Here is a 21545-nt window from a genome sequence, read left to right as displayed (position 1 = left end):
GTACCCGCGAAGCAGATTGCACGTCATCAGGCGGGCAGCATCCCACGCACCATGAACGCAGTCGATTCACGCACCTCGCGCCAGTACCGCTCCAAGTCCATGGGCTCGCTGCGGCACAGGCGCAGCAGTTGCAGGTGCCCATAGTCGTTGAGCATGAAGGCGGCATAGTCGACATCCAGATCGGCGCGTAACTTGCCCAGCCCGCGCAGCTCGTCCAACAGCGCAGCGATCTCGCTCACCAACGCATCGTTGACCCGCTTGTAGGGCGCAGGCAACGCCGACTGATCAGGCCCAAGCAGCGCAATCACTTGGGGCAGGATCTCGCGCCACAACGCAGGCGACAGCACCTCGAAGGCGAACTCGGTCAGGCAACGCTCGAAATAGCAAATGGTGTCGATCGGGTCGTCCAGCTCGGGGATGCGCTGGCGCGCGGCGCTGATGGCGCGGTGATCCGCCTCGCGCAGTTTCTCCAGAAGGATCTCCTGCTTGCTGCCGAAATAGGCGAAGACCGTAGGCACCGAGACCGCCGCCGAACGGGCGATCTGCTCCATGGTGGTGGTCTGGAACCCTTGGCTCTCGAACAGGCTAAGGGCCGACTGACTGATGGCCTGGCGGCGCAGGGCCTTTTGTTGTTCGCGCAATCCGCTCATGGCTCTCCTGGCTGGCGTTGGCGGGTGGGCGCCCAGCATAACGGCAAACTCATTCGATTAAAAATTTTATTGACTAAAAGTTTTTATGGATTAAAGAATATTTCCACGTGATCGACTGACCACGCCGTACCGGCCGCACCCTGCCCGACAACAACAACCAGCGGGAGCCTTGCAATGCCTACCCTCGCCTGTCGTCCGCGGCCCTCCCTCGCCCAGCCCCACGAGTACCGCCATGACTGAACATGCCGACCTGATCATCCACCACGCCCGTATCTACACCGTCGATCCGCACCGCCCCTGGGCCAGCGCCGTGGCGGTGCGCGGCGAGCGTATCGTGCATGTCGGCGACGACCGTAGCGTGCTGGCTTTCAAGGGCCCTGCCACGCGCATGCTCGACGCCCAGGGCAAGTTGGTGCTGCCAGGTTTCGTCGAATCCCACTGGCACTTTTCCACCACCGCGTTCGCCCATCAGGCCTTCGTCAACCATGAAGACCCCCATCAGGTGCTGGCTGCGCTCAAGCGCTACGTGGACGAGAACCCCAACGAGAAGGCCATCACCGGCATGGGTTGGGTCCAGGCCTTGGTGCCTGGGGACATGCTGCGCCGCGAAACCCTGGACGCGATCTGTGCCGACAAGCCAGTGTGCCTGTTGTCCACCGACTACCATTCCATGTGGGTCAACTCCAAGGCCCTGGAGCTGGCAGGCATCGACCGTGACACGCCACCGGTGGAAGAAGGCGCCAGCTGGTTCGAGAAGGACCCGCACACCGGCGAACCCACCGGCCTGATCGTCGATGGCGCGGCCTATTCGCTACTGATGCAGCGCCTGAGCGACCTGGGTTATCTGCCTGTCGGCATCGATCTGTACCTGCGCTCGATCGCCTTGTGGCAGGAGAAACTGGTCGCCGCCGGCATCACCACCGTGTTCGACGCAGGCTTCCTCGACCCGAGCGGCGATCAGTCGCTGCTGTACCAGACTCTGATGCGCCTGGAAGACGAGCAACGCCTCAAGCTCCGGGTGGTCGGCAGCTACATCGACATGGGCACCGACCCGGACCCGGTGGCCAGTCTCAAGGCCCTGCGCGCTGAGTACGCAAGCCCTCTGGTCAAGGCCCAGGCGCTGAAACTGATGCTCGACGGCACCGAGATGAACCACACCGCCTACCTGCTCGAGCCCTACTGTGACAAGCCGCACAGCTGCGGCAGCACCACCATGCCGGAGGAAACCTTCGAGCGGCACGTGCGCGAGGCCGACCTCAACGGCATCGATGTGATGGTCCACGCCGTGGGCGATGGCGCCGTGCGCATGGCCTTGGATGTGTTCGAGCGTGTCAGCGCGAGCAACCCGCCACGTGACCGTCGCCATGTGATCACCCACGCGTTCCTCACCCACCCGGACGACATCCCGCGTTTTCGCCGCATCGGCGTAATGGCCAATACCCAGCTGCAGTGGGGTGTGGTCGACGCCTATACCCAGGCGATCCAGAAGTCCTATGGCCCGCAGCGCTGGGCCTCGATGTACAGGTTCCGCAGCTTCATCGAACAGGGCGTGACCGTGTCCATCGGCATGGACGGGCTGGCCTGCCAGTGCCGCTGCCAGCATCGACCGGTGGAGCACATCGAGTCCGGCCATACCCGGCAGTTGGCGGGCGAGCCCGATGCCCCGGTGATGCCGGACATCCACGAGAAGCTGAGCATCCCCCAGCTGATCGCCGCCTACACCATCAATGGCGCCTACCAGTTGGGCCTGGAGAAAGAGATCGGCTCGATCAGCGAAGGCAAGCGCGCGGACATCATCATTCTGGAACAGGACTTGTTCGAGCTGGACCGCTACCAGATCGGCAAGACCGAGGTTCTGCTGACCCTGATGAACGGCCAAGTCACCCATGACCAGCTGAGCCGCGCCCTGACCTGAGCCCAGGCCCTTCGTCCCAAGCCGCTTCGCAGTGTCGCGCCAACGCGCGGGCTGCGGGGCGCTCCACTGCGACACGCATCAGCCATTTCATTCATCGGGACCCCACAATGCACAACAACAATTCCCGGCTCCAGCGTGCTTCTCTGATCTTCATCGCCAGCACGGCCATCATCGTAATTGGCGTTCAACCCATGTTCATCGGCCTGCTGGCCGAACGCCTGGCCCTTTCCCTCAGCCAGCAAGGCCTGGTGATCGCCATGGAAATGGGTGGCCTGGTCCTGGGTACCCTGCTTAGCCCCTTGTTGGCTCGGCAAGGTAGCCAGCGCCGCGTCTATCTACTGGCCGCGCTGCTGGCGCTGGCCTGTAATCTGTTCACGGCGCAAAGCGCCAGCTTCACCCCGGTACTTGCCTGGCGCCTGCTCGCGGGGATTGGCGGGGGCCTGTTGTACGCCAATGCCCTCAACGACCTCGGCCGCCTGCCGGGACAGGACCGCTCCTTTGGCCTGGTGCTGTTCCTGCAGACAGGCATCTTCGCGTTCTCAGCCGCCACCCTGCCGCTGGTGGCCGAAGCGTTCGGCAGTTCGCTGGCAATCGCCTCGATGGCGGGCTGGTTCGGCCTGATCAGCGTCAGTTGCATCGCCTTACCGGTCTGCCACGCCGTCACCCGCGGCACCGTGCTGGCCGCCAGCGGTCAGGGATCGGCGCGCATCGGCCGCTATTCATTGCTGGGTATGTTGTTCCTGCAACTGGCGATCTACAGCGTCTGGGGCTTCCTCGATCAGCTGGGGCATGACCAAGGCCTGAGCGCCGTGGAGGTGGGTTGGGCATTCGGCATGGGCGTGCTGGGCGGCCTGCCTGGCTCGGGTCTGCCGAGCCTGTTGGGGGCACGGGTCAGCCGCGGGCCGATGATCGGCCTTGGCTCGTTGCTGGTGCTGTTGGCCATCGTCCTGCTCGCCGGGGGTACACCGAGCGCGATCAGCCTGTTCGTGGCGCTGTTCATCCTGAACTTCGGCTGGGCCCTGGCGTTGAGCTACTACATGGGCGCCATCGCCACCAACGACCCCCAAGGCCAGTTCACCCCACTGGTGCCGATCACGCTGGCCAGTGCGGCTGCAGTTGCGCCAGCGTTCATCTCGATGCTGTTGCAGGTGACCGGAAAGCCTTCGATCTTCATCACCGCAGCCAGTGCGGTGACCATCGGTTTTCTGCTCAAGTGCATGGCGGGCATGCGCGAGCGGCAGAAGGCCCTATGAAAAGGGGCGCCAAGCGCCCCAAGATACGCGGTCACTCAGCCAGCAACGCCTGTATCACCTTCTCCTGACCGTCATAGCCGCCTTCGCCGTAATGCACATGGCGCACCTGTCCCTGACGGTCAATGAAGTAATGGGCTGGCCAGAACTGGTTGCCCCAGGCGTTCCAGATCCGGTAGTCGTTGTCCACCGCTACCGGATAACCGATGCCTAGACTGGCCACCTTCTGGCGCAGGGTGCCCAGATCATGCTCATAGTCGTATTCCGGCGTATGCACCCCGATCACCACCAGCCCTTGGTCGGCATAGCGCCGAGACCAGTCGTTGACATAGGGCAGGCTGCGCTGGCAGTTGACGCAATCCCAGGTCCAGAAATCCACCAGTACCACCTTGCCCTTGAGCGCCGGGGCATCCAGCGGCGCCGAGTTCAGCCACTGGCTGGCGCCGGCCAGCGAAGGCATGGCGCCCTGCCCGTCCCGCGCCGCCAGGTAACCGGCCAGGCCAAGCCCAACCAGTCCCATGCCCAACCCGCCGACCTTGATCAGCATGCGCCGGTCAATTTTCATGGCAGCCGCCGGTGGCGTAGGTACGGTACTCGACGCTCTGACGCTGGCCGTGGGAGTCCAGGTAATCCATGCGGGTGGTGACCACGCCACAGGCGTTGGCCTGGTCGTCCTGGGTAGAGAGTACTTTCTGAATATCCAGATGATCGCCATAGCGGTATTGCATCACGTTGTCCTGCATCGGTTGCGGGCTTGCCTGGGCACCGATGGCGCCCAAACTGGACAAGGCAAACAAGGCGGCGATGGCAAAAGTCTTGGTGGTCATGGCATCTCTCCTGCGAGTGTTTATGCGGTGGGGAGTCTTCCCCGGTCGAGAGCCATTTCACCGCTGGCGGGTATCCGGGCTGTGTCCGCAAAGGCCTCCTATTGCCTTGTGCTGTATCTGCACCGCCGACGGATACACTGCAATACAAAGCCCGGTCCGCAAGGGCCACAACGCTCGGTACACTGCGCCTATCCAACCCTGTACAGGAACCCTCCGATGGAACATGTCGATCACATCCTGATCGTCGACGACGATCGCGAAATCCGCGAGCTGGTCGGCAATTACTTGAAGAAGAACGGCCTGCGCACCAGCATCGTCGCCGATGGCCGGCAAATGCGCGCCTTCCTGGAGAACAACGCGGTCGACCTGATCGTGCTCGACATCATGATGCCCGGCGACGACGGCCTGCTGCTGTGCCGTGAACTGCGCGCCGGCAAGCACCGCAACACGCCTGTGTTGATGCTCACCGCACGCAACGATGAGACCGACCGCATCATTGGCCTTGAGATGGGGGCCGACGACTACCTCACCAAACCCTTCTCGGCGCGTGAACTGCTGGCGCGCATCAACGCCGTGCTGCGTCGCACGCGGATGCTGCCGCCCAACCTGACCATCAGCGAAAGCAGCCGGCTGATCGGCTTCGGCCAATGGCGGCTGGACACCACCGCCCGCCACCTGCTCGACACCGACGGCACCCTGGTGGCCCTGAGCGGCGCGGAGTATCGCCTGCTGCGGGTGTTTCTCGACCACCCCCAGCGGGTGCTCAGCCGCGAACAACTGCTCAACCTCACCCAGGGCCGCGAGGCGGATATCTTCGACCGCTCCATCGACTTGCTGGTCAGCCGCCTGCGCCAACGTCTGGGCGACGACGCCCGCGAACCCACCTGCATCAAAACCGTACGCAGCGAGGGCTATGTGTTCTCCCTGCCGGTGCAGTTACTCGAGTCGCCGTCATGAGATGGCCCCGTACCCTTGCCTCGCGCCTGGCGCTGATCTTTCTCACCGGGCTGGTGCTGGCCTACGGGCTGTCGTTCGGCCTGCAGTTCTACGAGCGCTATGTCAGCAGCCGTTCGATGATGCTCAACAACCTGGAGCAAGACGTGGCAACCTCGGTGGCGATCCTTGAGCGCTTGCCAGCAAACGAACGTGCTGCCTGGCTGCCACGCCTGCAACGGCAAAATTATCGCTATCAACTCAGTGAAGGCCTCAGTGGCCAGGCCATGGCCAGCGAGGACCCGCCCATGGCCGCCGAGTCGATCGTCAAGGCGATCGGCCAGGATTATCGCCTGACCTTCCAGGAGATCCCGGGCCCCATTGCGCATTTTCAGGCCCACTTGCGCCTGGCGGACGGCGCGCCGCTGACCATCGACGTCACGCCAGCCGGCGTGCCCTTGGCCAAATGGCTGCCGGTGGTGCTGTTGATCCAGCTGGCGGTGCTGCTGGGCTGCACCTGGCTGGCCGTGCGTCTGGCGATCCGTCCACTGACCCGGCTGGCCCGTGCGGTGGACGATCTGGACCCGGACAAACCCGGCCCCCAACTGGACGAAAGCGGCCCCCGAGAGGTGCGCTACGCGGCCGTCGCCTTCAACGCCCTGCAGGCGCGCATCGCGGCCTACCTCAAAGAGCGCATGCAACTGCTGGCGGCCATCTCCCATGACCTGCAAACCCCCATCACGCGCATGAAATTGCGGGTGGAGGTGATGGACGACGGCCTGGAGAAGGACAAACTCTGGAGCGACCTGAGCGCCATGGAACACTTGGTGCGCGAAGGCGTGGCGTACGCGCGCAGCATGGACAGCAGCACCGAGGCGCCCTGCCGCATCAAGCTCGATGCCTTCCTCGACAGCCTGGTCTTCGATTACCAGGACAGCGGCGCCAAGGTCGAGCGCCTGGGTGCCACCGATGTCACCCTCCACACCCGCCCCCATGCCCTGCGCCGGGTGCTGGTGAACCTGGTGGACAACGCGCTGAAGTTCGCAGGTGCCGCGCAGCTTGAGGTGGAACACACCGGGAACGGCACGTTGATCCGTGTGCTCGACGAAGGGCCTGGCATTCCCGCCGATGAGCTGGCCGAAGTGCTCAAACCGTTCTACAGGGTGGAAGGTTCCCGCAACCGCAGCACCGGAGGTACCGGCCTGGGGCTGGCGATCGCTCAGCAACTGACCCAGGCCATGGGAGGGCAACTGACCTTGAGCAACCGCGCTGGCGGCGGGCTGTGCGCGCAGATCGAGCTCAAATGACGTGGGGGCCGCGTCCCGGCCCCGGCTTCGACTACACGCCGATACATAACGCCACTGCCCTGGACACACTGCAGATACCCTCGCCGCACACACTCCTTGTCACACCTCGAGCCCCCAGGGCTCGAGTTCTCCAACCTGCTGACAAGAGAGCCTGACCATGAACGCATTGCCCCGCGCCTTTAACGCCCTGGATCGCCTCGGTACCTGGAGCGCCGACCTGCCCCTGCGCCTGTTCCTGGCCTGGGAGTTCTTCGAATCGGGTATCGAGAAATTTAACGGCGCCAACTGGTTCACTGATCTGCAAGCGAGTTTTCCCTTCCCGTTCAACCTATTGCCAGCCAATGTGAACTGGCAGCTCTCGCTGTGGGCTGAATTGATCTGCCCGCTGTTGCTGCTGCTCGGCCTGGGCACGCGCCTGGCCTCGGCCGTGCTGATGGTGGTGACAGTAGTGGCTATCGCCGCGGTGCACTGGCCGGCGCAGTGGTCGAGCTTGGCCGAGCTTGCCCAGGGCTATGCGATTACCAACCAGGGCTACGGCAACTTCAAGCTGCCGGTCATCTATCTGGTGGCCTTGCTGCCACTGTTGCTCAAAGGGGCCGGCCGCCTGAGCCTGGATCACTGGCTGCGCGGCCGGTTCCAGCCAATGAGCGTCAGAGCACCCGCCTGATCAATGGCTCGAGGCGGCTGTAGCGCAGCCGCCGCAGCAGCTTGAGCACTTCGCGCGGGTGTTCGCCGGCCTCGCCCAGCTCCTCGGCCGACGACAACCGGGGGGCGTGCCGACGGATCCTTTCGAGTTCGGCCTCACGGGGGGCGAGCCACTGTCCCTGGGGGTCATCGATCAACAGGCCGTTCTCAAGGTCCAGATTGAACCCACGGGGATTGAGGTTGTTGCCGGTGAGCAAGCTGTAGCGTTCGTCGATCCACACGCCCTTGGCATGGAAGGTGTGCCCCGGATCGTTCCAGATCCGCACCTGCAGCTGGCCGCTGGCAATGGCGCCCTGGCGCCGATGGGCGAAGGCGCGCAGGTTGTCCTCGTACAGATAGGGCAAGGCGGCGCTGGCGGTGAAGGGTTGCCCGGGGGCGACGTAGAAATCGTTGGCGGTTCGGTGACCGATGATCATCTCCACCGTCACCCCACGGGCCAGCGCCCGGTCGATCTCGGCGATCAGTACACGGGGCGGGTTGAAGTACGGTGTGCTGAGCACGATCTGCGAACGCGCAGCCGCAAGCAGCGCGCACACGCTGCGGTTGAGCGGATTGCCTCGGCCGATGCCCAACAGAGGGATCACCCGCAGCCCTTCCCGGGCCGGAGCCACGGGCAGGTCGTAGGCCATGTGCCTCAAACGCGCTCGCAGCCGGCGAATCGCACCACGCAGGCGTTTGGTCGTCGGCGGTGCAGGCAAGTCCAGGCGCGGTGTCGCGGTACTTGCCAGTATCTGCCGCACCAGGCCGGCCATGGCGTCAGCCAACCCGGCATTGTGGAACAGGTGGTATCGATCCAGCCGGTAGCGGTCGAAGCGGTGTAGGTAGACGTTGTTCAGGCTCGCCCCGGTGTACAGCACCTGGTCATCGATGATGCTGCCTTTGAGGTGCAGCACGCCGAACAGCTCGCGGGTCTGTACCGGCACACCATGGATGACCACATCAAGGCCTCGGCGTTGACGCTGGGCCTGGTACCACGCCGCGTTGCCCGGTTGCCGGCCCGCCCCCAGCAAGCCGCGCCGGGCCCGGAACCAGTCGACGACGACGAGAACCTCCAGCGCTGGTCGTGCCGCCTTGGCCTGGTACAAGGCGTCGAGCACTTCTTGGCCGGCCTCGTCCTCTTGCAAGTACAGGGCGACGATGACAATACGTTGAGTGGCGCTGGCAATCAGCTCAAGCAAGCGAGTGCGGTAGCTCGCCGCATCGGGCAACACCTCGATGGTACCGGGGGCCAGGGCGAAGCCTTCCTGGGGTACCGGCACGGATTTACGGTTCAAGCGGTCGTCTCCTGTGCAAAAGGGGCTCCGGGTCGTGGGCATTCCGGCCCCTTGTCATCCGGGTGTACTATCGGGCCGGCCACGGCATAGAACAACAAGAATTCCTCAAGGCTGGTTTTTTCTTATAGCCCGGAAACAACGACGCCTCAGCTTGCACAGGTAAATCGCACATGGTCCAGCCCTGCTCTGCGCAGCCTGCCTCCCCCCTCCCCCCACCCAGGACGTTCGGCTTTCTGGTACAACCCAACTTCACCACCATCGGCCTGGCCTCGGCGGTCGAGACCCTGCGCATGGCCAACCTGGCCGCCTGCCGCCCGTTGTTTCGCACCGTAGTCGTCGCCGCCACGCCGGAACCTGTGACCGCCAGCAACGGCATGCGCGTGCTGCCTGATCATGGCATCGCCGACGCACCCGCACTGGATGCCCTGTTCGTGGTAGGTGCCAACCCCATTGCCAACGACCGTGACAGCCGCCGGCTGATCGACTGGTTGCGACAACTCGCCCGCCAGCGGGTACCCCTGGGTGGAATTTGCACGGGCAGCTACCTGCTGGCACGGGCGCAGCTGCTCAAAGGCTACCGCTGCACCATCCACTGGGAAGACATCGAAGCGCTCAAGGAGCGTTTCCCCGGCATCGTCATCTCCAACCAACTGTACGAGCTCGATCGCGACCGCTACACCTGTTCCGGCGGCGTGGCCGCCATGGACATGATGTTGCAATTGGTCGCCCGCCTGCCCGATGGCCAAGCCATCGCCGCCAAGGCGGCCGAGCTGTTGCTGTGCGACCGGGTGCGTGGTGAGCGTGACCGCCAGCGGGTTCCGCTGCGCACCCGCCTCGGCAATGCGCAACCCAAGCTAAGCCAGGTGGTGGCGATCATGGAAGCCAACCTGGAAGAACCCCTGGGGCTGGAAGAGCTGGCAACCCTCAACGAGGTGACGGTGCGCCAACTGGAGCGGCTGTTTCACAAGTACCTGCAGCGCACCCCCAGCCAGTACTACCTGGAGCTACGTCTGTCACGGGCGCGGGAGATGCTGCTGCGCAGCGACGCCCAGGTGCGGGAAATCGCCCTGGCCTGTGGCTTTACCTCGCCTGCGCATTTTTCCAAGAGCTACAGCCGGTTCTTTGGTCTGTCACCGCTCGGAGAGCGGCGACAGGCGTCGTTGCACTGACGGGTTGCTAACGAAGGTAGGGTTCACCTCGAACAAGGTTTCCCGGCGGCACCTGGCACCGGCTCCGCCGATGTTCGCAGGTGAACCCCGCTCCCACAGGTTCTGGATTGCTCGCAAACACCCGTCCTACCGGTTGGGAGCGCTGGGCGCTCTGCGCAGTCAATCCTGCAACGCACGATGCGCCGTTTCCCGGCAGGCCAGCATAGCCACCAGTGCCACCACCGCAGCGACCAGCAGGTAGCCCGCCGGGGCCAGCTTGTTGCCAGTGACCTGGATCAGCCAGGTGGCAATGAACGGCGCGGTGCCACCGAACAGCGCGTTGGCGATGTTGAAGCTCAAGGCAAACCCGCTGAAACGCACACGTGTGGGAAAAATCTCCGCCAGCAAGCAGGGCAAGGTGCCGTCGTTCATCGCCAGCATCGCACCGAACAGGATCTGGATCGCCAGGATCACCAACAGCGGCTGATGATCGAGCAAACTGAACAGCGGCACCGTCAGCCCCAGAAACAGCAGCGAGGCGACCACCAGCATGGGCTTGCGACCAAAGCGGTCCGACAAGCGCCCCATCAGGAAGATCAACCCGATGTAAGTTGCCAGCGACACCGTCGAGGCAATGAACGAGTCGCGCTCGCTCATGCCCATTTCGTTGGACAGGTATGTGGGCATGTAGCTGAGCAGCAGGTAGAAGGCCACCGCATTCAGGCAGGTCACGCCAATGCCGATCAGCACACTGCGCCGGTGCAGGGTCAGCAATTCGCGCAGCGGTGTGGCGCCCGCGCAGCCCTTGCTTTCCAGGCGCTGCTCCATCTCCAGGAATTTGGGCGTGTCCTGCAGACTCATGCGGATATAGCGCCCCACCAGGCCGAACGGTGCAGCCAGCAAAAATGGCAGGCGCCACCCCCAGCTGTGCAAGGCCTCGGTGCTGAGCAGCGCATGCAAGGCGGCGACGAACGCGGCGCCGAACAGCAACCCGGCGGCAGTGCTGGCCGGCACGATGCTGGTGTACAGCCCGCGACGGCCTGCTGGCGCGTATTCGGCCAGAAACGCCGAGGCCCCGGCATACTCGCCGGAGGCGGAAAAACCCTGCACCAGGCGAATCAGCAGCAAAAGGCACGGTGCCCACACGCCGATCTGCGCATGACTGGGCAATATGCCGATGCAGAACGTCGACACCGACATGATCAGGATCGACCACGACAGCGCGTTGCGCCGCCCATGGCGGTCACCGAAATGTCCCCAGACCACCCCGCCCAACGGCCGGACGATGAAGGACAGGGCAAACACTGCAAAGGTGGCCAGCAGGCCAGTGGTCTTGTCGGCATCGGGGAAGAACGTGGCGGCAATGATGGTGGCCAGGTAGCCATAGGCGGCATAGTCGAACCATTCGACGAAGTTGCCCATGAAGCTGGCTCGCGCGGCCTTGCGCAGCGCCTGGCGTTCGGCGTCCTGTGCCGGGAGGTCAAGGTGACGGGCGCTCATGGTGATCATCGCGCACCTCCCAGGGCGGGCAGCAAACGAGATTTCGGCACAACGGAATGACGCTGGGACATGACGGATACCCTCTGTTCTTGTAATTGGCGGCAGGGTCGAGCGGTCACTGGCGGGAAGGTCGCGGGCAGGCCCGCGACCGTGCCCGAGGGTCACTTGCGGATGATGTTGTGCTCCGGCCCGTACGGGAAATGGGTAATGTTCTCGGCACCGTGCTCGTTGACGATCAGGATGTCGTGCTCACGGTAGCCACCCGCGCCGGGGTGCCCTTCGGGCAGCATGATCATCGGCTCGATCGACACCACCATGCCTGGCTCGAGGACGGTGTCGATGTCCTCGCGCAGCTCCAGCCCCGCTTCGCGCCCGTAGTAATGGCTCAGGGTGCCGAAGGAATGGCCGTAACCGAAGGTGCGGTACTGCAGCAGGTCATGACGAAGGAAAATCTCGTTCAGCTCGCGGGCGATGTCGCAGCAGCGGATGCCGGGACGCACCAGCTTCAGGCCCGCTTCGTGCACCTCGACGTTGGCTTGCCACAGGCGCAGGTACTCGTCCGGACAGTGGTCGAGGAACAAGGTGCGCTCAAGCGCAGTGTAGTAACCGGCGATCATCGGGAAGCAGTTGAGGCTGAGGATCTCGCCCTTGCTCACCGTGCGGCTGGTGACCGGGTTGTGAGCACCATCGGTGTTGAGCCCGGACTGAAACCAGGTCCAGGTGTCCATCAGCTCGGCGTCAGGGAAGCTGCGGGCGATCTCGCGCACCATTGCCTGGGTGGCATGCAGCGCCACTTCGTACTCAGGCACCTGATCGCGCAGGGCCTCGACCACTGCCGCGCCACCGATATCGGCGATACGCGCGCCCTGACGGATCAACGCCTGCTCTGCGGCGGACTTGATCATGCGCATACGCATGCAAGGCGCGCCGATGTCGACCAACTCGGCCTTGGGATAGCAGGCAGCGAGCTTGGCATGATTCTGTAGGTTGAGATGGTCATGCTCCACGCCGATGCGCGAGGCCAGCGGCAGGGCCTGCTGGATGGCGACGAAGAAGTTGTCGCGCTGCCAGTCGGTGTAGACGATGTTGTCGGTGCCGACCGTCCGCCGCCAGGGTTGGCCGCCATCGATGTTGGCGCTGATCGAGACCACCTTGTCCTGGGTGACCACCAGCGCATAGGGGCGCCCGAACGAGCAGTAGAGGAAGTCGCTGTAGTAGTTGACGTTGTGGTACGAGGTGAAAATCGCCGCCTCGATGTCATGCTCGGCCATGTAGGCGCGCAGGCGGGCTTGGCGGGCAGCGTATTCCTGGGCGCAGAACGTGGGTTTGGCCTTCTCGCCATTGTGGATCTTCAGGGTCTTGGGCATTTGCATGGTGGGTTTCCTTGTCGTTATGGGCATGCTGTTCAGGCCGGTTGCCTGGGATGCATTGCAGCAGAACGATCAAGGGCGCTTTTGTATCTATCCGACCTGAAATTGGCGAAACGGCCACCGCTCCTTGGCGGCCTTTTTGCGGATCACCTAGACACAAGGCCGCCCCACAGGCACAGCGCAATGGCGTGCGCAGCACCTGTGGGGCGGCCATGTATCGCGATAGGGGGCGCACAGGCCCCTCAAGCCACGGTCACTTCAAGTCGAACCTATCGAGCTCCATCACCTTGACCCAGGCAGCGACGAAGTCCTTCACGAACTTGTCCTGGCCATCACTGCTGCCATAGACCTCCGACAAGGCCCGCAACTGGGCGTGGGAGCCAAACACCAAGTCGACGCGGGTACCGGTCCACTTCACCTGGCCAGTCTTGCGGTCGCGACCTTCGAAGGTTTCGTTGTCCGCCGAGGTCGGCTTCCACTCCACGCTCATGTCCAGCAGGTTGCGGAAGAAGTCGTTGGACAGCACACCGGGCTTGTCGGTAAAGACCCCGTGTCGGCTGCCACCGACATTGGCGCCCAGTACCCGCAGGCCACCGATCAGCACGGTCATCTGCGGTGCGGTGAGGGTCAGCAACTGGGCTTTGTCCAGCAACAGTTTTTCAGCCTTGACGCTGTAGCGGGCTTTGGTGAAGTTGCGGAAACCGTCGGCCAAGGGCTCGAGCACACCGAACGACTCGACATCGGTCTGCTCCTGGGAGGCGTCCATGCGTCCAGGCCTGAACGGCACATTGACTGTGTGCCCACCGTCCCTGGCAGCTTTTTCCACCGCGGCGCAGCCCGCCAGCACAATCAAATCAGCCAGGGAAACCTTCTTGCCCGAGGCGTTGAACTCACTCTGGATCTTCTCCAGCGCCTTGAGCACTTTGTCCAATTGTTCAGGCTGGTTGGCTGCCCAGAACTTCTGCGGCGCCAGGCGCAGGCGGCCGCCGTTGGCACCACCGCGCTTGTCCGAACCCCGGAAGGTCGAGGCCGAGGCCCAAGCGGTGGAGACCAGTTCGCCGACGCTCAGGCCCGAGGCCAACACCTTGGCTTTGAGGGCGGCGATGTCTTGATCGTCGATCAGCGGGTGGTCCACCGGCGGGATCGGGTCCTGCCAGAGCAGCACCTCCTGGGGCATTTCCGGGCCCAGGTAGCGTGACAGCGGGCCCATGTCCCGGTGGATCAGTTTGAACCAGGCACGGGCGAAGGCATCAGCCAACTGGTCGGGGTTGTCCTTGAAACGCCGGGCGATCGGTTCGTAGATCGGGTCGAAACGCAGGGCCAGGTCGGAGGTGAGCATGGCCGGCGCGTGACGCTTGGAAGGATCGTGGGCATCGGGGATCTGTCCTGCCCCGGCGCCGTTCTTCGGCCGCCACTGGTGGGCACCGGCCGGGCTCTTGGTCAGTTCCCAGTCGAAGTTGAACAAGTTCTCCAGGTACTCGTTGCTCCACTTGGTCGGGGTAGACGTCCAGGTCACTTCCAGGCCACTGGTGATGGTGTCGCCGCCCTTGCCGGTACCGAACTTGTTCTGCCAGCCCAGACCTTGCAGCTCAAGGCCTGCGGCTTCTGGCTCAGGGCCTACGTTGTCGGCGGGGCCGGCGCCGTGGGTCTTGCCGAAGGCATGTCCGCCGGCGATCAGGGCCACGGTTTCCTCATCGTTCATGGCCATGCGCCCGAAGGTCTCGCGAATGTCCTTGCCCGAGGCCACAGGGTCGGGATTGGCGTCCGGGCCTTCCGGGTTCACGTAGATCAGCCCCATCTGCACGGCAGCCAGCGGGTTCTCCAGGTTACGCTCCCCTCCCAGGGTGCGGCTTTCTTCTTCACCGTGCTTCTGCGGCTCGGCCACCAGGTCGCCCTGGCCTGGGGCTTGGGCCTTGCCATAGCGCGTGTCGCCTCCCAACCAGACCTTCTCGGAGCCCCAGTAAACGTCTTCGTCCGGCTCCCATACGTCTGCGCGCCCGCCGGAGAAACCGAAGGTCTTGAAGCCCATGGATTCGAGGGCGACGTTGCCGGTGAGCACGATCAAGTCGGCCCAGGAGATCTTGTTGCCGTATTTTTGCTTGATGGGCCAGAGCAGGCGCCGGGCCTTGTCCAGGCTGACGTTGTCCGGCCAGCTGTTGAGCGGCGCGAAACGTTGCTGGCCAGAGCCTGCGCCGCCGCGACCATCGCCGATGCGGTAGGTACCGGCACTGTGCCAGGCCATGCGGATGAACAGCGGGCCATAGTGGCCGAAGTCGGCGGGCCACCAGTCCTGGGAGTCAGTCATCAAGGCGTGCAGGTCCTGCTTGAGGGCCTGGAAGTCGAGGCTCTTGAACGCTTTGGCGTAGTCGAAACCGGCATCCATCGGGTCGGACTTGGCAGAATGCTGGTGGAGGATCTTCAGGTTCAGCTGGTCCGGCCACCAGTCACGGTTGCTGGTGCCACCACCCGCGGTTTGATGAAACGGGCATTTCGATTCGTTCGACATCTGCGTGTACCTTTGGGTCGGTTGTCCAGATTTCCCGGTCTAGGCCAGGTGTTCGATCGGCTGAGCACGCAAGCTCATGCGCCCCCTCATCAGGTCGCGTCGGCGAAAGCCCGACACAGGCTCGTCAACGGCGGAAAAAGCAGGCGCCCCGAGGGGTATCCCTGCCCACGCCCACCCGCCGTTGTCACGGGGCAGAATGAAGACTAGCCGAGCGGCGGCAGGTTTCTAATAGAGTGGCTATGTGGGGGTAATAGGCTGGGACTTTCGGGGGCCGAGGTTCACTTGCCGCGCTGCATCCAGGCTGCGCCCAACCCACTCAGGCAGATGATGGCGATGCCCACCAGGCTGCTGGTTTCAGGTACCTGGCTGAAAATCACCAGCCCCAACAGCCCTGCGAAAACGATCTGACAGTAGCTGAACGGCGCCAGCAAGGCTGGGGCGGCGAAGCGGAAGGCTTGGGTCAGCAGCAGATGGGCGGTCATGCCGCAGCCGCCCAAGGCCAGCATCAGCAAGGCGTGATTCCAGTGGGGCAGTTGCCAGAAGAACGGCACCAGGGCACTGAGCACCAGGGTGTTGCACAGCCCGGCGTAAAAGTTGCTGGTGGTCGGGGAGTCATAGGCGGACAGCTTGCGGGTCAGCAATTGATAGAAGCAAAAACCCAGTGCCGAGCCCAAGGGGAAGAGGATCGCCGGCGTGAACATCGCCCCGCCCGGATGCACAACCACCAGCACGCCGATAAAGCCCATCACCACCGCCACCCATTGGCCGAGGGAGACCCGCTCCTTTAGCAGTGGTGCCGAGAGCGCAGTGACCAGCACCGGAGCCAGGAAGTTGACCGACGTCGCCTCGGCCAGCGGCAGATACTGCAAGCCTGCAGTGAACAGCAGGCTGGTGCTCAGCAGACTCAGGGCTCGCAGGGTCTGCAGCAGCGGCCGGCGGGTTCGCAGTACTGCCATGCCGGCTTTGGGCAGGAAGATCCCCGCCATCAGCAGGGTGTGCACCAGATAGCGCGCCCACACCACCATGACGATCGGGTACAAGCCACCGAGGAACTTCGACAGCGCATCGTGACTGGCGAACAGGAACGTTGCCACGACCACCAGGGCGATGCCGCGCAGCGGTTGGTTGACTCCGGACAGCGGGGTTCTGGAACTCATGGCGCTCTCGACGGCGCGCGTGGCAGGGCCGGCGCAGGTATGGGCGGATTCTAGAAGAGATGCACCGGGATGAGAAATCGGCGTGCACGGGTTTGTGTTCGCTGATCGACCGGATTTGCCAGTGTGGGTTCCGCCTCCACCTGCTCCGGCCGGTTCGTGGGTAAACCCGCTCCTATGCGGTGCAATTGAGAGCGACACCGAACCTGTGGGGCGAGTTCACCCGCCAAGCAAGCACCGCCGAGCTTCAGCCTTGCACGGGCACGACACTCCTGAGCCGCTGGCTCGCTGGCGCCGGCTTGCCATACAGGTAGCCCTGGAAATGCGAGCACCCTTCCGCCGCCAGGCGGCGCATCTGTTCAGGCGATTCCACCCCTTCGGCAGTGGTCTTGATCATCAGGCTGTTGGACAGTTCGGTGATGGCGCGAATGATCGACATCGCTTCGCGGCTGTCGCACATGTCATGGACGAACGACTTGTCGATCTTAATCCGGTCGAACGGAAACGAGCGCAAGTACCCGAGCGATGAATATCCCGTGCCGAAATCGTCGAGGGAAATCGACACCCCCAGATCCTTGAGCGCCCGCAGAGTGCGTACGTTTTCCTCGCTGTTGCCCAATAAAACCGACTCGGTGATCTCAAGTTCCAGCCGCTGCGCCGCCAACCCCGAATCGGCCAGGGCCAGGGCCACGGTCTGTACCAGGTTGGCGTTCTTGAACTGCACGGCGGACAGGTTCACCGATACCGTCTGGGTGCCTTCCCACGTGGCGGCTTCCTGGCAGGCCAGATTCAGGGCGCGGGTGCCGATCTCGTGGATCAGCCCGGTTTCCTCGGCGATGGGGATGAAGTCCATGGGCATGACCATGCCACGGGTGGGGTGCTCCCAGCGCAGCAGGGCTTCGTAGCCGGTGACGCTGTTGGTTTGCTGGTCCACCACTGGCTGGTAGTGCAACTGCAACTGCCCCAGGTGCAAGGCGGTGCGCAGGTCGGTCTCCACCAGACGGCGCTGGCGGGCAGCGACATCCATCTCGACGCTGAAGCATTCGTAGCGGTTACGGCCGTTGCGCTTGGCCTCGTACAGGGCCATGTCGGCATAGCTGAGCAGTTGCTCGGCCTGGCCATGATCGTCCGGCGCAAGGGCGATGCCAATGCTCACGCCCACCGAAAACTGATGCCCTTCGATGCGAAACGGCGGGCTGATCGCCTCGATCAGGCGTTGGGCGGTATGGCAGGCGGCCTCGCGGGTATCCAGCCCGGCCAGGACCACGGCGAACTCATCGCCGCCAAGCCGGGCCAGGGTATCGTGCTCGCGCAACTCGCGGCGCAGGCGCTTGCCCAGCGCGCGCAGCAGCTTGTCGCCGAAGGCGTGACCGAGGGAGTCGTTGATGTTCTTGAAGTTATCCAGGTCAAGGCACAGGGTCGCGGTCAACTTGCCGCTGTCCTGGCCGCGGCCCAGCGCCTGCTTGAGCCGCTCGCTGAACAGGGTGCGATTGGGCAAGCCGGTCAACGCATCATGGTGCGCCATGTAGTGGATCTGGGCGTGGGCCGCCAGTTCCTCGGTGGCATCCTCGGCCACGAACAGCACGTAGTCAGCCTGCCCTTCGCGGTTCTGGCTGAGCAACGTCCTGCTGCGCAAGGTGCGCAGGCCGAGCGCTGTGGCCACGCGACTCTCATCGGCATAACCCTTGACGCTGCGCGCGCCTCGGGCCAGCTGCTGGGTCAGGTACTGGGCAGCTTCAGGTGCCAGGCACTGCTCGGGCAACTGGCCGACCATGCATGTGCCCTGAGCGCCAAACAGCTGCTCGGCTTGCTGGTTGGCCAGCAGGATGCGCTGGCTGTCGAGGTCCTGGACGATGACACTGGCTGGGATGTTGGCGATCACCGAGTCGAGAAAACGCGACAGGTCGGCCATTTCCTGGCTGTACTGCTCGGCCAACTGCTTGGCCTGGCGCAGCTCGGCCTCCTGGCGCCGGTGCTCGGAGATGTCGCGGGTGGTCTTGGCGAACCCCACCAGTTGCCCTTGGTCGTCGTGCACCGCGTCGATCACCACATGGGCATGGAACGCCGATCCGTCCTTGCGCAGGCGCAGGCCGCTGGCCTCGAAGCGACCGGTGCGCCGGGCCTGCTCGAGGTTCTGCTGCGGCAGCCCCGCAGCACGTTCATCCTCGTGGTAGAACAGCGAGTAATGCTTGCCGACAATCTCCTCGCTCGAATACCCCTTGGCCCGCTGCGCTCCGGGATTCCAGTTGGCCACCCTGCCATCGGGGGTCAATAGGTAGATGGCGTAATCCGCCACACTTTGGATCAACAGCCGGTACATGAGGTCGGGGCTGACTGGCGTCATGATTTACCTTATGGCAGCACGGAACATGCCGGCCTGTCAGGGCCGGATCGAAGTCATCAAGTGCTGGCATTATGCCGTTAGCCGAAAGCGTTTTGTGAAGTGCGTCACAAAAATTTATGGTCAGCTCAGTGGACGGGCGAGACCAGAAAGTTGAGCAGCAGCGGCTCATCGTCCAGGGCGATAGCCCGCCAGGCACGGGGCAAGTCCGCCAGCACAGCGCGACAGAACGCCACTGCAGGCGGGTCTTGGGCGTAGCAGCGCAGCAGCCAGTCTCCTGTACCGCTGCATAGCAGTTGCTGGGCAATGGCCTTGCCGATGCCCTGGCGGCGATAGCGCTTGAGAATGAACAGGTCGGCGAGTTCCGTGGCCGCAAGCCCCGGCAGCTCACTGCGCTCGATCAGCACAAAGCCTGCGATGAAGCCATCGACCAAGATCACGCTGGCACTCCAGCCGGGCGATTGCCAATACCGGACCAGGTGTTCTTCGTGGATATAGAAGCGCCCGTCCACTTCGACGTCTTCGGCTTCCCAGTCGGAGGACTCGTAGGCGTAGAACTGGTAGAGGTTGCGGATCAGCTCGGCCTGGTCGGCGGAGGTCTGGAGCAGTTGGAGGGGGGCGTGCATGGTGTGGCTCGGCGAAAAAGAGGTGGGATTCTAGCGAAGTTCGCGGGGCGCGTTGCGCCCCGGATTCCCCCTGGGAACTGGCGACAGCCTGCGGCGCAAGGCGATGCGGCCCTGGCCATCATCGTTCTTCCAGCACCGCCCTGCCCTTGACCGCTCGCGGCCCTTTCCAGGCCCAGAAGATCAGCCCTGGCAAGGGCACATACACCACGAAGACGACCCATAGCATCTTGCGTTCGGCACGCCGGTCGCTGCCGATGATGTGCCAGATGGCGACGATCTCCAGCAGGATGAGAATGGCCGCGACAATGATCCAGATCGTTCCGATTTCCATGAGCGTTCTCCCGTAAGCATGTACTGCATTGGGCGACGCTCAGGCGCAAGGGTTCAGTCGGATCCGTCAGGCTGGCTCAAGGCGTGGCCCGCTCCAGGGCGGCCTTGAGCGCCGTGGCATCGGTGTACACCCGCTGCCCGGCGAGCACCCGGTGATCCAGTTGCAGCCACAGCACCTGCCCCTCCCCGACGCCATAGCGGCTGGCCACCCGTCCCTCGCGGTCGAGCACCACGCGGTAGTTGTAATCGCGCATGGCGGGGATGGCGAACAGCTTGCCGATGATCGCGGGCATGCGCTGGATGTCAGCAAGGAACACAGCATGACGCGCTTGCAGATACCCCTTGGGTTGCTCGGCCAAGGCGGCCTTGACGAGCTTTGCGCCATCCATGTCGCGTGCCACCAGCAGGATGCGGGTGTCGGTATCGAGGCTGTAGGGCTGGTCGTATTGATCGAGCAGCGTCCAGGGTGCGAGCGTGTCGCCCGACTCCAGCGCCTGGGCCAGCAGTGGGAGCAGGCTCAGCAGCAATGCGGCGGCGTATTTCATCGGGGATTGTCCTCGAGGCGGTGGCTCAGCATAGCCCAGTGACCCTGCGCCCGCCATGCGTGCTCCGGTTGTCTTTCCCGCAGACTCCCAGCACACTCATCCGGCCAGCCAGGAAGCGGAGTCAGCAGTGTCCACGCCACGCCAGTTCAGCCAGAAAACCAGCACCAGCAACATGTTGAGGCTCAAGTCCACTGCCGGTAACGGCCAGATGCCCTATCGGGTCGACTTCGTCCTGCTCGAACACTTCTCCATGGCCAGCTTCACCGTGGCGATGGATGTGCTGGTGACGGCCAACCTGCTGCGCGCCGACAGCTTCCGTTTCACGCCGCTCTCGCCCAAGGGCGACCGGGTGCTGAGCGACCTGGGCCTAGAGCTGGTGGCCAGCGAACTGAACGCCGCCAGCCTCAAGGAGCTGGACCTGCTGGTGATCTGTGGCGGCTTGCGCACGCCGCTCAAGTACCCCGAACTCGACCGCATGCTCAGTGACTGCGCCGCCCATGGCATGGCGCTGGGCGGGCTGTGGAACGGCGCGTGGTTCCTCGGTCGCGCTGGCGTGCTCGACGACTACGGCTGCAGCATTCATCCAGAGCAGCGCGCCAGCCTTGCCGAGCGCAGCCCGCAAACCCGCCTGACTCCGGCCAGCTTCACCCTCGACCGTGACCGCCTGACCGCCGCCAGCCCCAACGGTGCGATGGAATTGATGCTCGGCCTGGTCCGACGCCTGTATGGCGATGCGCTGGCCGAAGGGGTCGAGGAAATTCTCTCGTTCTCCGGCGCCCGCTATCGCCAGGTCGGGCCGGGGGCGAAGAAGTCCATGAGCCTGCATCTGCGCACCATCGTCGAACTGATGGAGAACAACCTTGAGGAAACCCTGAGCCTCGACCAGCTGGCCGCCTACAGCGGACGCTCGCGGCGCCAGATCGACCGCCTGTTCCAGGCGCAGCTCGGCACCTCGCCACGGCGCTACTACATGGAACTGCGCATCACCAAGAGCCGCCGCCTGCTGCAGTACTCCGACCTGTCAGTGATGGAAGTGGCGGTGGCCTGCGGCTTTGTCTCGGTGTCGCACTTCAGCAAGTGCTATGCGGCGTACTTCGGGTATCCACCCTCGCGCGAGCAACGGCTGGGCGAATGAGTTTCTGGGGCTGCTTTGCAGCCCCGAAG

Annotated in this window: 19 protein-coding genes; 7 read left to right on the top strand and 12 right to left on the bottom strand. The window is 63.9% G+C overall.

Annotated elements, in window-relative coordinates:
- Positions 1-26: 26 nt before the first annotated feature.
- Complete coding sequence (locus R6G97_RS19840) at positions 27-650, bottom strand: TetR/AcrR family transcriptional regulator (protein ID WP_043213676.1); 624 nt, start codon at positions 648-650, stop codon at positions 27-29.
- A 232-nt stretch (positions 651-882) separates the two neighbouring features.
- On the opposite strand from R6G97_RS19840, the gene R6G97_RS19835 reads away from it, so the two are divergent.
- Together R6G97_RS19835 and R6G97_RS19830 are read left to right on the top strand one after the other, a co-directional pair.
- The gene (locus tag R6G97_RS19835) at positions 883-2565 is read left to right on the top strand and encodes an amidohydrolase (protein WP_317847396.1); all 1683 of its coding nucleotides are present in this window, start codon (positions 883-885) and stop codon (positions 2563-2565) included.
- Positions 2566-2672: 107 nt separating this feature from the next.
- Entirely contained in the window at positions 2673-3818 is a 1146-nt protein-coding gene (locus R6G97_RS19830; RefSeq protein WP_102082334.1) for an MFS transporter, read from the top strand.
- Positions 3819-3849: 31 nt separating this feature from the next.
- Here R6G97_RS19830 and R6G97_RS19825 read toward each other — a convergent pair whose 3' ends face one another.
- Both R6G97_RS19825 and R6G97_RS19820 read right to left on the bottom strand, forming a co-directional pair.
- A complete protein-coding gene (locus R6G97_RS19825) occupies positions 3850-4380 on the bottom strand; it encodes a thioredoxin family protein (protein WP_052352489.1) in 531 nt (176 codons plus the stop codon).
- On the bottom strand, positions 4370-4642 hold the full coding sequence (locus R6G97_RS19820) for a DUF2790 domain-containing protein (RefSeq protein WP_043213683.1): 273 nt from the start codon (positions 4640-4642) through the stop codon (positions 4370-4372). Before R6G97_RS19820 ends, R6G97_RS19825 begins: the two co-directional genes overlap by 11 nt.
- 216 nt (positions 4643-4858) lie before the next feature.
- Between R6G97_RS19820 and R6G97_RS19815 the strand changes: the two genes are divergently transcribed.
- From R6G97_RS19815 to R6G97_RS19805, 3 genes are all read left to right on the top strand, one after another.
- Positions 4859-5599, top strand: a complete 741-nt coding sequence (locus R6G97_RS19815; RefSeq protein WP_102082333.1) for a response regulator — start codon at positions 4859-4861, stop codon at positions 5597-5599.
- Entirely contained in the window at positions 5596-6882 is a 1287-nt protein-coding gene (locus tag R6G97_RS19810; RefSeq protein WP_043213686.1) for an ATP-binding protein, read from the top strand. The genes R6G97_RS19815 and R6G97_RS19810 overlap by 4 nt, the downstream gene beginning before the upstream one ends.
- 157 nt (positions 6883-7039) lie before the next feature.
- Entirely contained in the window at positions 7040-7549 is a 510-nt protein-coding gene (locus tag R6G97_RS19805) for an HvfX family Cu-binding RiPP maturation protein (protein WP_090342236.1), read from the top strand.
- On the opposite strand, the gene pssA is transcribed toward R6G97_RS19805, so the two are convergent.
- A complete protein-coding gene (gene pssA, locus R6G97_RS19800; protein ID WP_442800208.1) occupies positions 7533-8903 on the bottom strand; it encodes a CDP-diacylglycerol--serine O-phosphatidyltransferase in 1371 nt (456 codons plus the stop codon). The genes R6G97_RS19805 and pssA overlap by 17 nt on opposite strands.
- 128 nt (positions 8904-9031) lie before the next feature.
- Between pssA and R6G97_RS19795 the strand changes: the two genes are divergently transcribed.
- Complete coding sequence (locus tag R6G97_RS19795) at positions 9032-10030, top strand: GlxA family transcriptional regulator (RefSeq protein ID WP_253132681.1); 999 nt, start codon at positions 9032-9034, stop codon at positions 10028-10030.
- Between the two features lie 159 nt (positions 10031-10189).
- Here the strand turns inward: R6G97_RS19795 and R6G97_RS19790 are convergent, their stop codons facing one another.
- The 8 genes from R6G97_RS19790 to R6G97_RS19755 all read right to left on the bottom strand — a co-directional run bounded on the left by R6G97_RS19790 (position 10190) and on the right by R6G97_RS19755 (position 20381).
- Positions 10190-11518: an MFS transporter gene (locus R6G97_RS19790; RefSeq protein ID WP_090342229.1), complete on the bottom strand. Its 1329-nt coding sequence runs from the start codon at positions 11516-11518 to the stop codon at positions 10190-10192.
- 152 nt (positions 11519-11670) lie between these two features.
- A complete protein-coding gene (locus R6G97_RS19785) occupies positions 11671-12882 on the bottom strand; it encodes a M24 family metallopeptidase (RefSeq protein ID WP_043213695.1) in 1212 nt (403 codons plus the stop codon).
- A 250-nt stretch (positions 12883-13132) separates the two neighbouring features.
- On the bottom strand, positions 13133-15385 hold the full coding sequence (gene katG, locus R6G97_RS19780; RefSeq protein WP_317847394.1) for a catalase/peroxidase HPI: 2253 nt from the start codon (positions 15383-15385) through the stop codon (positions 13133-13135).
- 278 nt (positions 15386-15663) lie between these two features.
- The gene (locus R6G97_RS19775; protein ID WP_043213699.1) at positions 15664-16542 is read right to left on the bottom strand and encodes a DMT family transporter; all 879 of its coding nucleotides are present in this window, start codon (positions 16540-16542) and stop codon (positions 15664-15666) included.
- A 244-nt stretch (positions 16543-16786) separates the two neighbouring features.
- Entirely contained in the window at positions 16787-18883 is a 2097-nt protein-coding gene (locus R6G97_RS19770; RefSeq protein ID WP_232092029.1) for a sensor domain-containing protein, read from the bottom strand.
- Positions 18884-19008: 125 nt separating this feature from the next.
- Positions 19009-19506 (bottom strand): GNAT family N-acetyltransferase, encoded by a 498-nt coding sequence (locus tag R6G97_RS19765; RefSeq protein ID WP_090342220.1) that lies wholly within the window; start codon positions 19504-19506, stop codon positions 19009-19011.
- 118 nt (positions 19507-19624) lie between these two features.
- On the bottom strand, positions 19625-19837 hold the full coding sequence (locus R6G97_RS19760; RefSeq protein WP_043213707.1) for a PLDc N-terminal domain-containing protein: 213 nt from the start codon (positions 19835-19837) through the stop codon (positions 19625-19627).
- Positions 19838-19913: 76 nt separating this feature from the next.
- Positions 19914-20381 carry a hypothetical protein gene (locus R6G97_RS19755; protein ID WP_043213709.1) on the bottom strand — a complete coding sequence of 156 codons (468 nt, stop codon included), beginning with the start codon at positions 20379-20381 and terminating at the stop codon, positions 19914-19916.
- A gap of 127 nt (positions 20382-20508) precedes the next feature.
- Between R6G97_RS19755 and R6G97_RS19750 the strand changes: the two genes are divergently transcribed.
- Positions 20509-21516 carry a GlxA family transcriptional regulator gene (locus R6G97_RS19750; protein WP_043213714.1) on the top strand — a complete coding sequence of 336 codons (1008 nt, stop codon included), beginning with the start codon at positions 20509-20511 and terminating at the stop codon, positions 21514-21516.
- Positions 21517-21545: the final 29 nt, after the last annotated feature.

The sequence above is a fragment of the Pseudomonas sp. HTZ2 genome (assembly GCF_033173945.1).
In the GTDB taxonomy this organism is placed as follows: domain Bacteria; phylum Pseudomonadota; class Gammaproteobacteria; order Pseudomonadales; family Pseudomonadaceae; genus Aquipseudomonas; species Aquipseudomonas guariconensis.
This window is presented reverse-complemented; position numbering and strand designations above follow the sequence as displayed.

Coding starts and splice junctions, on each gene's coding strand:
- R6G97_RS19760 (WP_043213707.1), bottom strand. CDS start 19,837: ATGGAAATCGGAACGATCTGGATCATTGTCGCGGCCATTCTCATCCTG.
- pssA (WP_442800208.1), bottom strand. CDS start 8,903: ATGCCCACGACCCGGAGCCCCTTTTGCACAGGAGACGACCGCTTGAAC.
- R6G97_RS19790 (WP_090342229.1), bottom strand. CDS start 11,518: ATGATCACCATGAGCGCCCGTCACCTTGACCTCCCGGCACAGGACGCC.
- R6G97_RS19785 (WP_043213695.1), bottom strand. CDS start 12,882: ATGCAAATGCCCAAGACCCTGAAGATCCACAATGGCGAGAAGGCCAAA.
- R6G97_RS19825 (WP_052352489.1), bottom strand. CDS start 4,380: ATGAAAATTGACCGGCGCATGCTGATCAAGGTCGGCGGGTTGGGCATG.
- R6G97_RS19805 (WP_090342236.1), top strand. CDS start 7,040: ATGAACGCATTGCCCCGCGCCTTTAACGCCCTGGATCGCCTCGGTACC.
- R6G97_RS19810 (WP_043213686.1), top strand. CDS start 5,596: ATGAGATGGCCCCGTACCCTTGCCTCGCGCCTGGCGCTGATCTTTCTC.
- R6G97_RS19775 (WP_043213699.1), bottom strand. CDS start 16,542: ATGAGTTCCAGAACCCCGCTGTCCGGAGTCAACCAACCGCTGCGCGGC.
- R6G97_RS19755 (WP_043213709.1), bottom strand. CDS start 20,381: ATGAAATACGCCGCCGCATTGCTGCTGAGCCTGCTCCCACTGCTGGCC.
- R6G97_RS19795 (WP_253132681.1), top strand. CDS start 9,032: ATGGTCCAGCCCTGCTCTGCGCAGCCTGCCTCCCCCCTCCCCCCACCC.
- R6G97_RS19835 (WP_317847396.1), top strand. CDS start 883: ATGACTGAACATGCCGACCTGATCATCCACCACGCCCGTATCTACACC.
- R6G97_RS19770 (WP_232092029.1), bottom strand. CDS start 18,883: ATGACGCCAGTCAGCCCCGACCTCATGTACCGGCTGTTGATCCAAAGT.
- R6G97_RS19830 (WP_102082334.1), top strand. CDS start 2,673: ATGCACAACAACAATTCCCGGCTCCAGCGTGCTTCTCTGATCTTCATC.
- R6G97_RS19820 (WP_043213683.1), bottom strand. CDS start 4,642: ATGACCACCAAGACTTTTGCCATCGCCGCCTTGTTTGCCTTGTCCAGT.
- R6G97_RS19815 (WP_102082333.1), top strand. CDS start 4,859: ATGGAACATGTCGATCACATCCTGATCGTCGACGACGATCGCGAAATC.
- katG (WP_317847394.1), bottom strand. CDS start 15,385: ATGTCGAACGAATCGAAATGCCCGTTTCATCAAACCGCGGGTGGTGGC.
- R6G97_RS19765 (WP_090342220.1), bottom strand. CDS start 19,506: ATGCACGCCCCCCTCCAACTGCTCCAGACCTCCGCCGACCAGGCCGAG.
- R6G97_RS19840 (WP_043213676.1), bottom strand. CDS start 650: ATGAGCGGATTGCGCGAACAACAAAAGGCCCTGCGCCGCCAGGCCATC.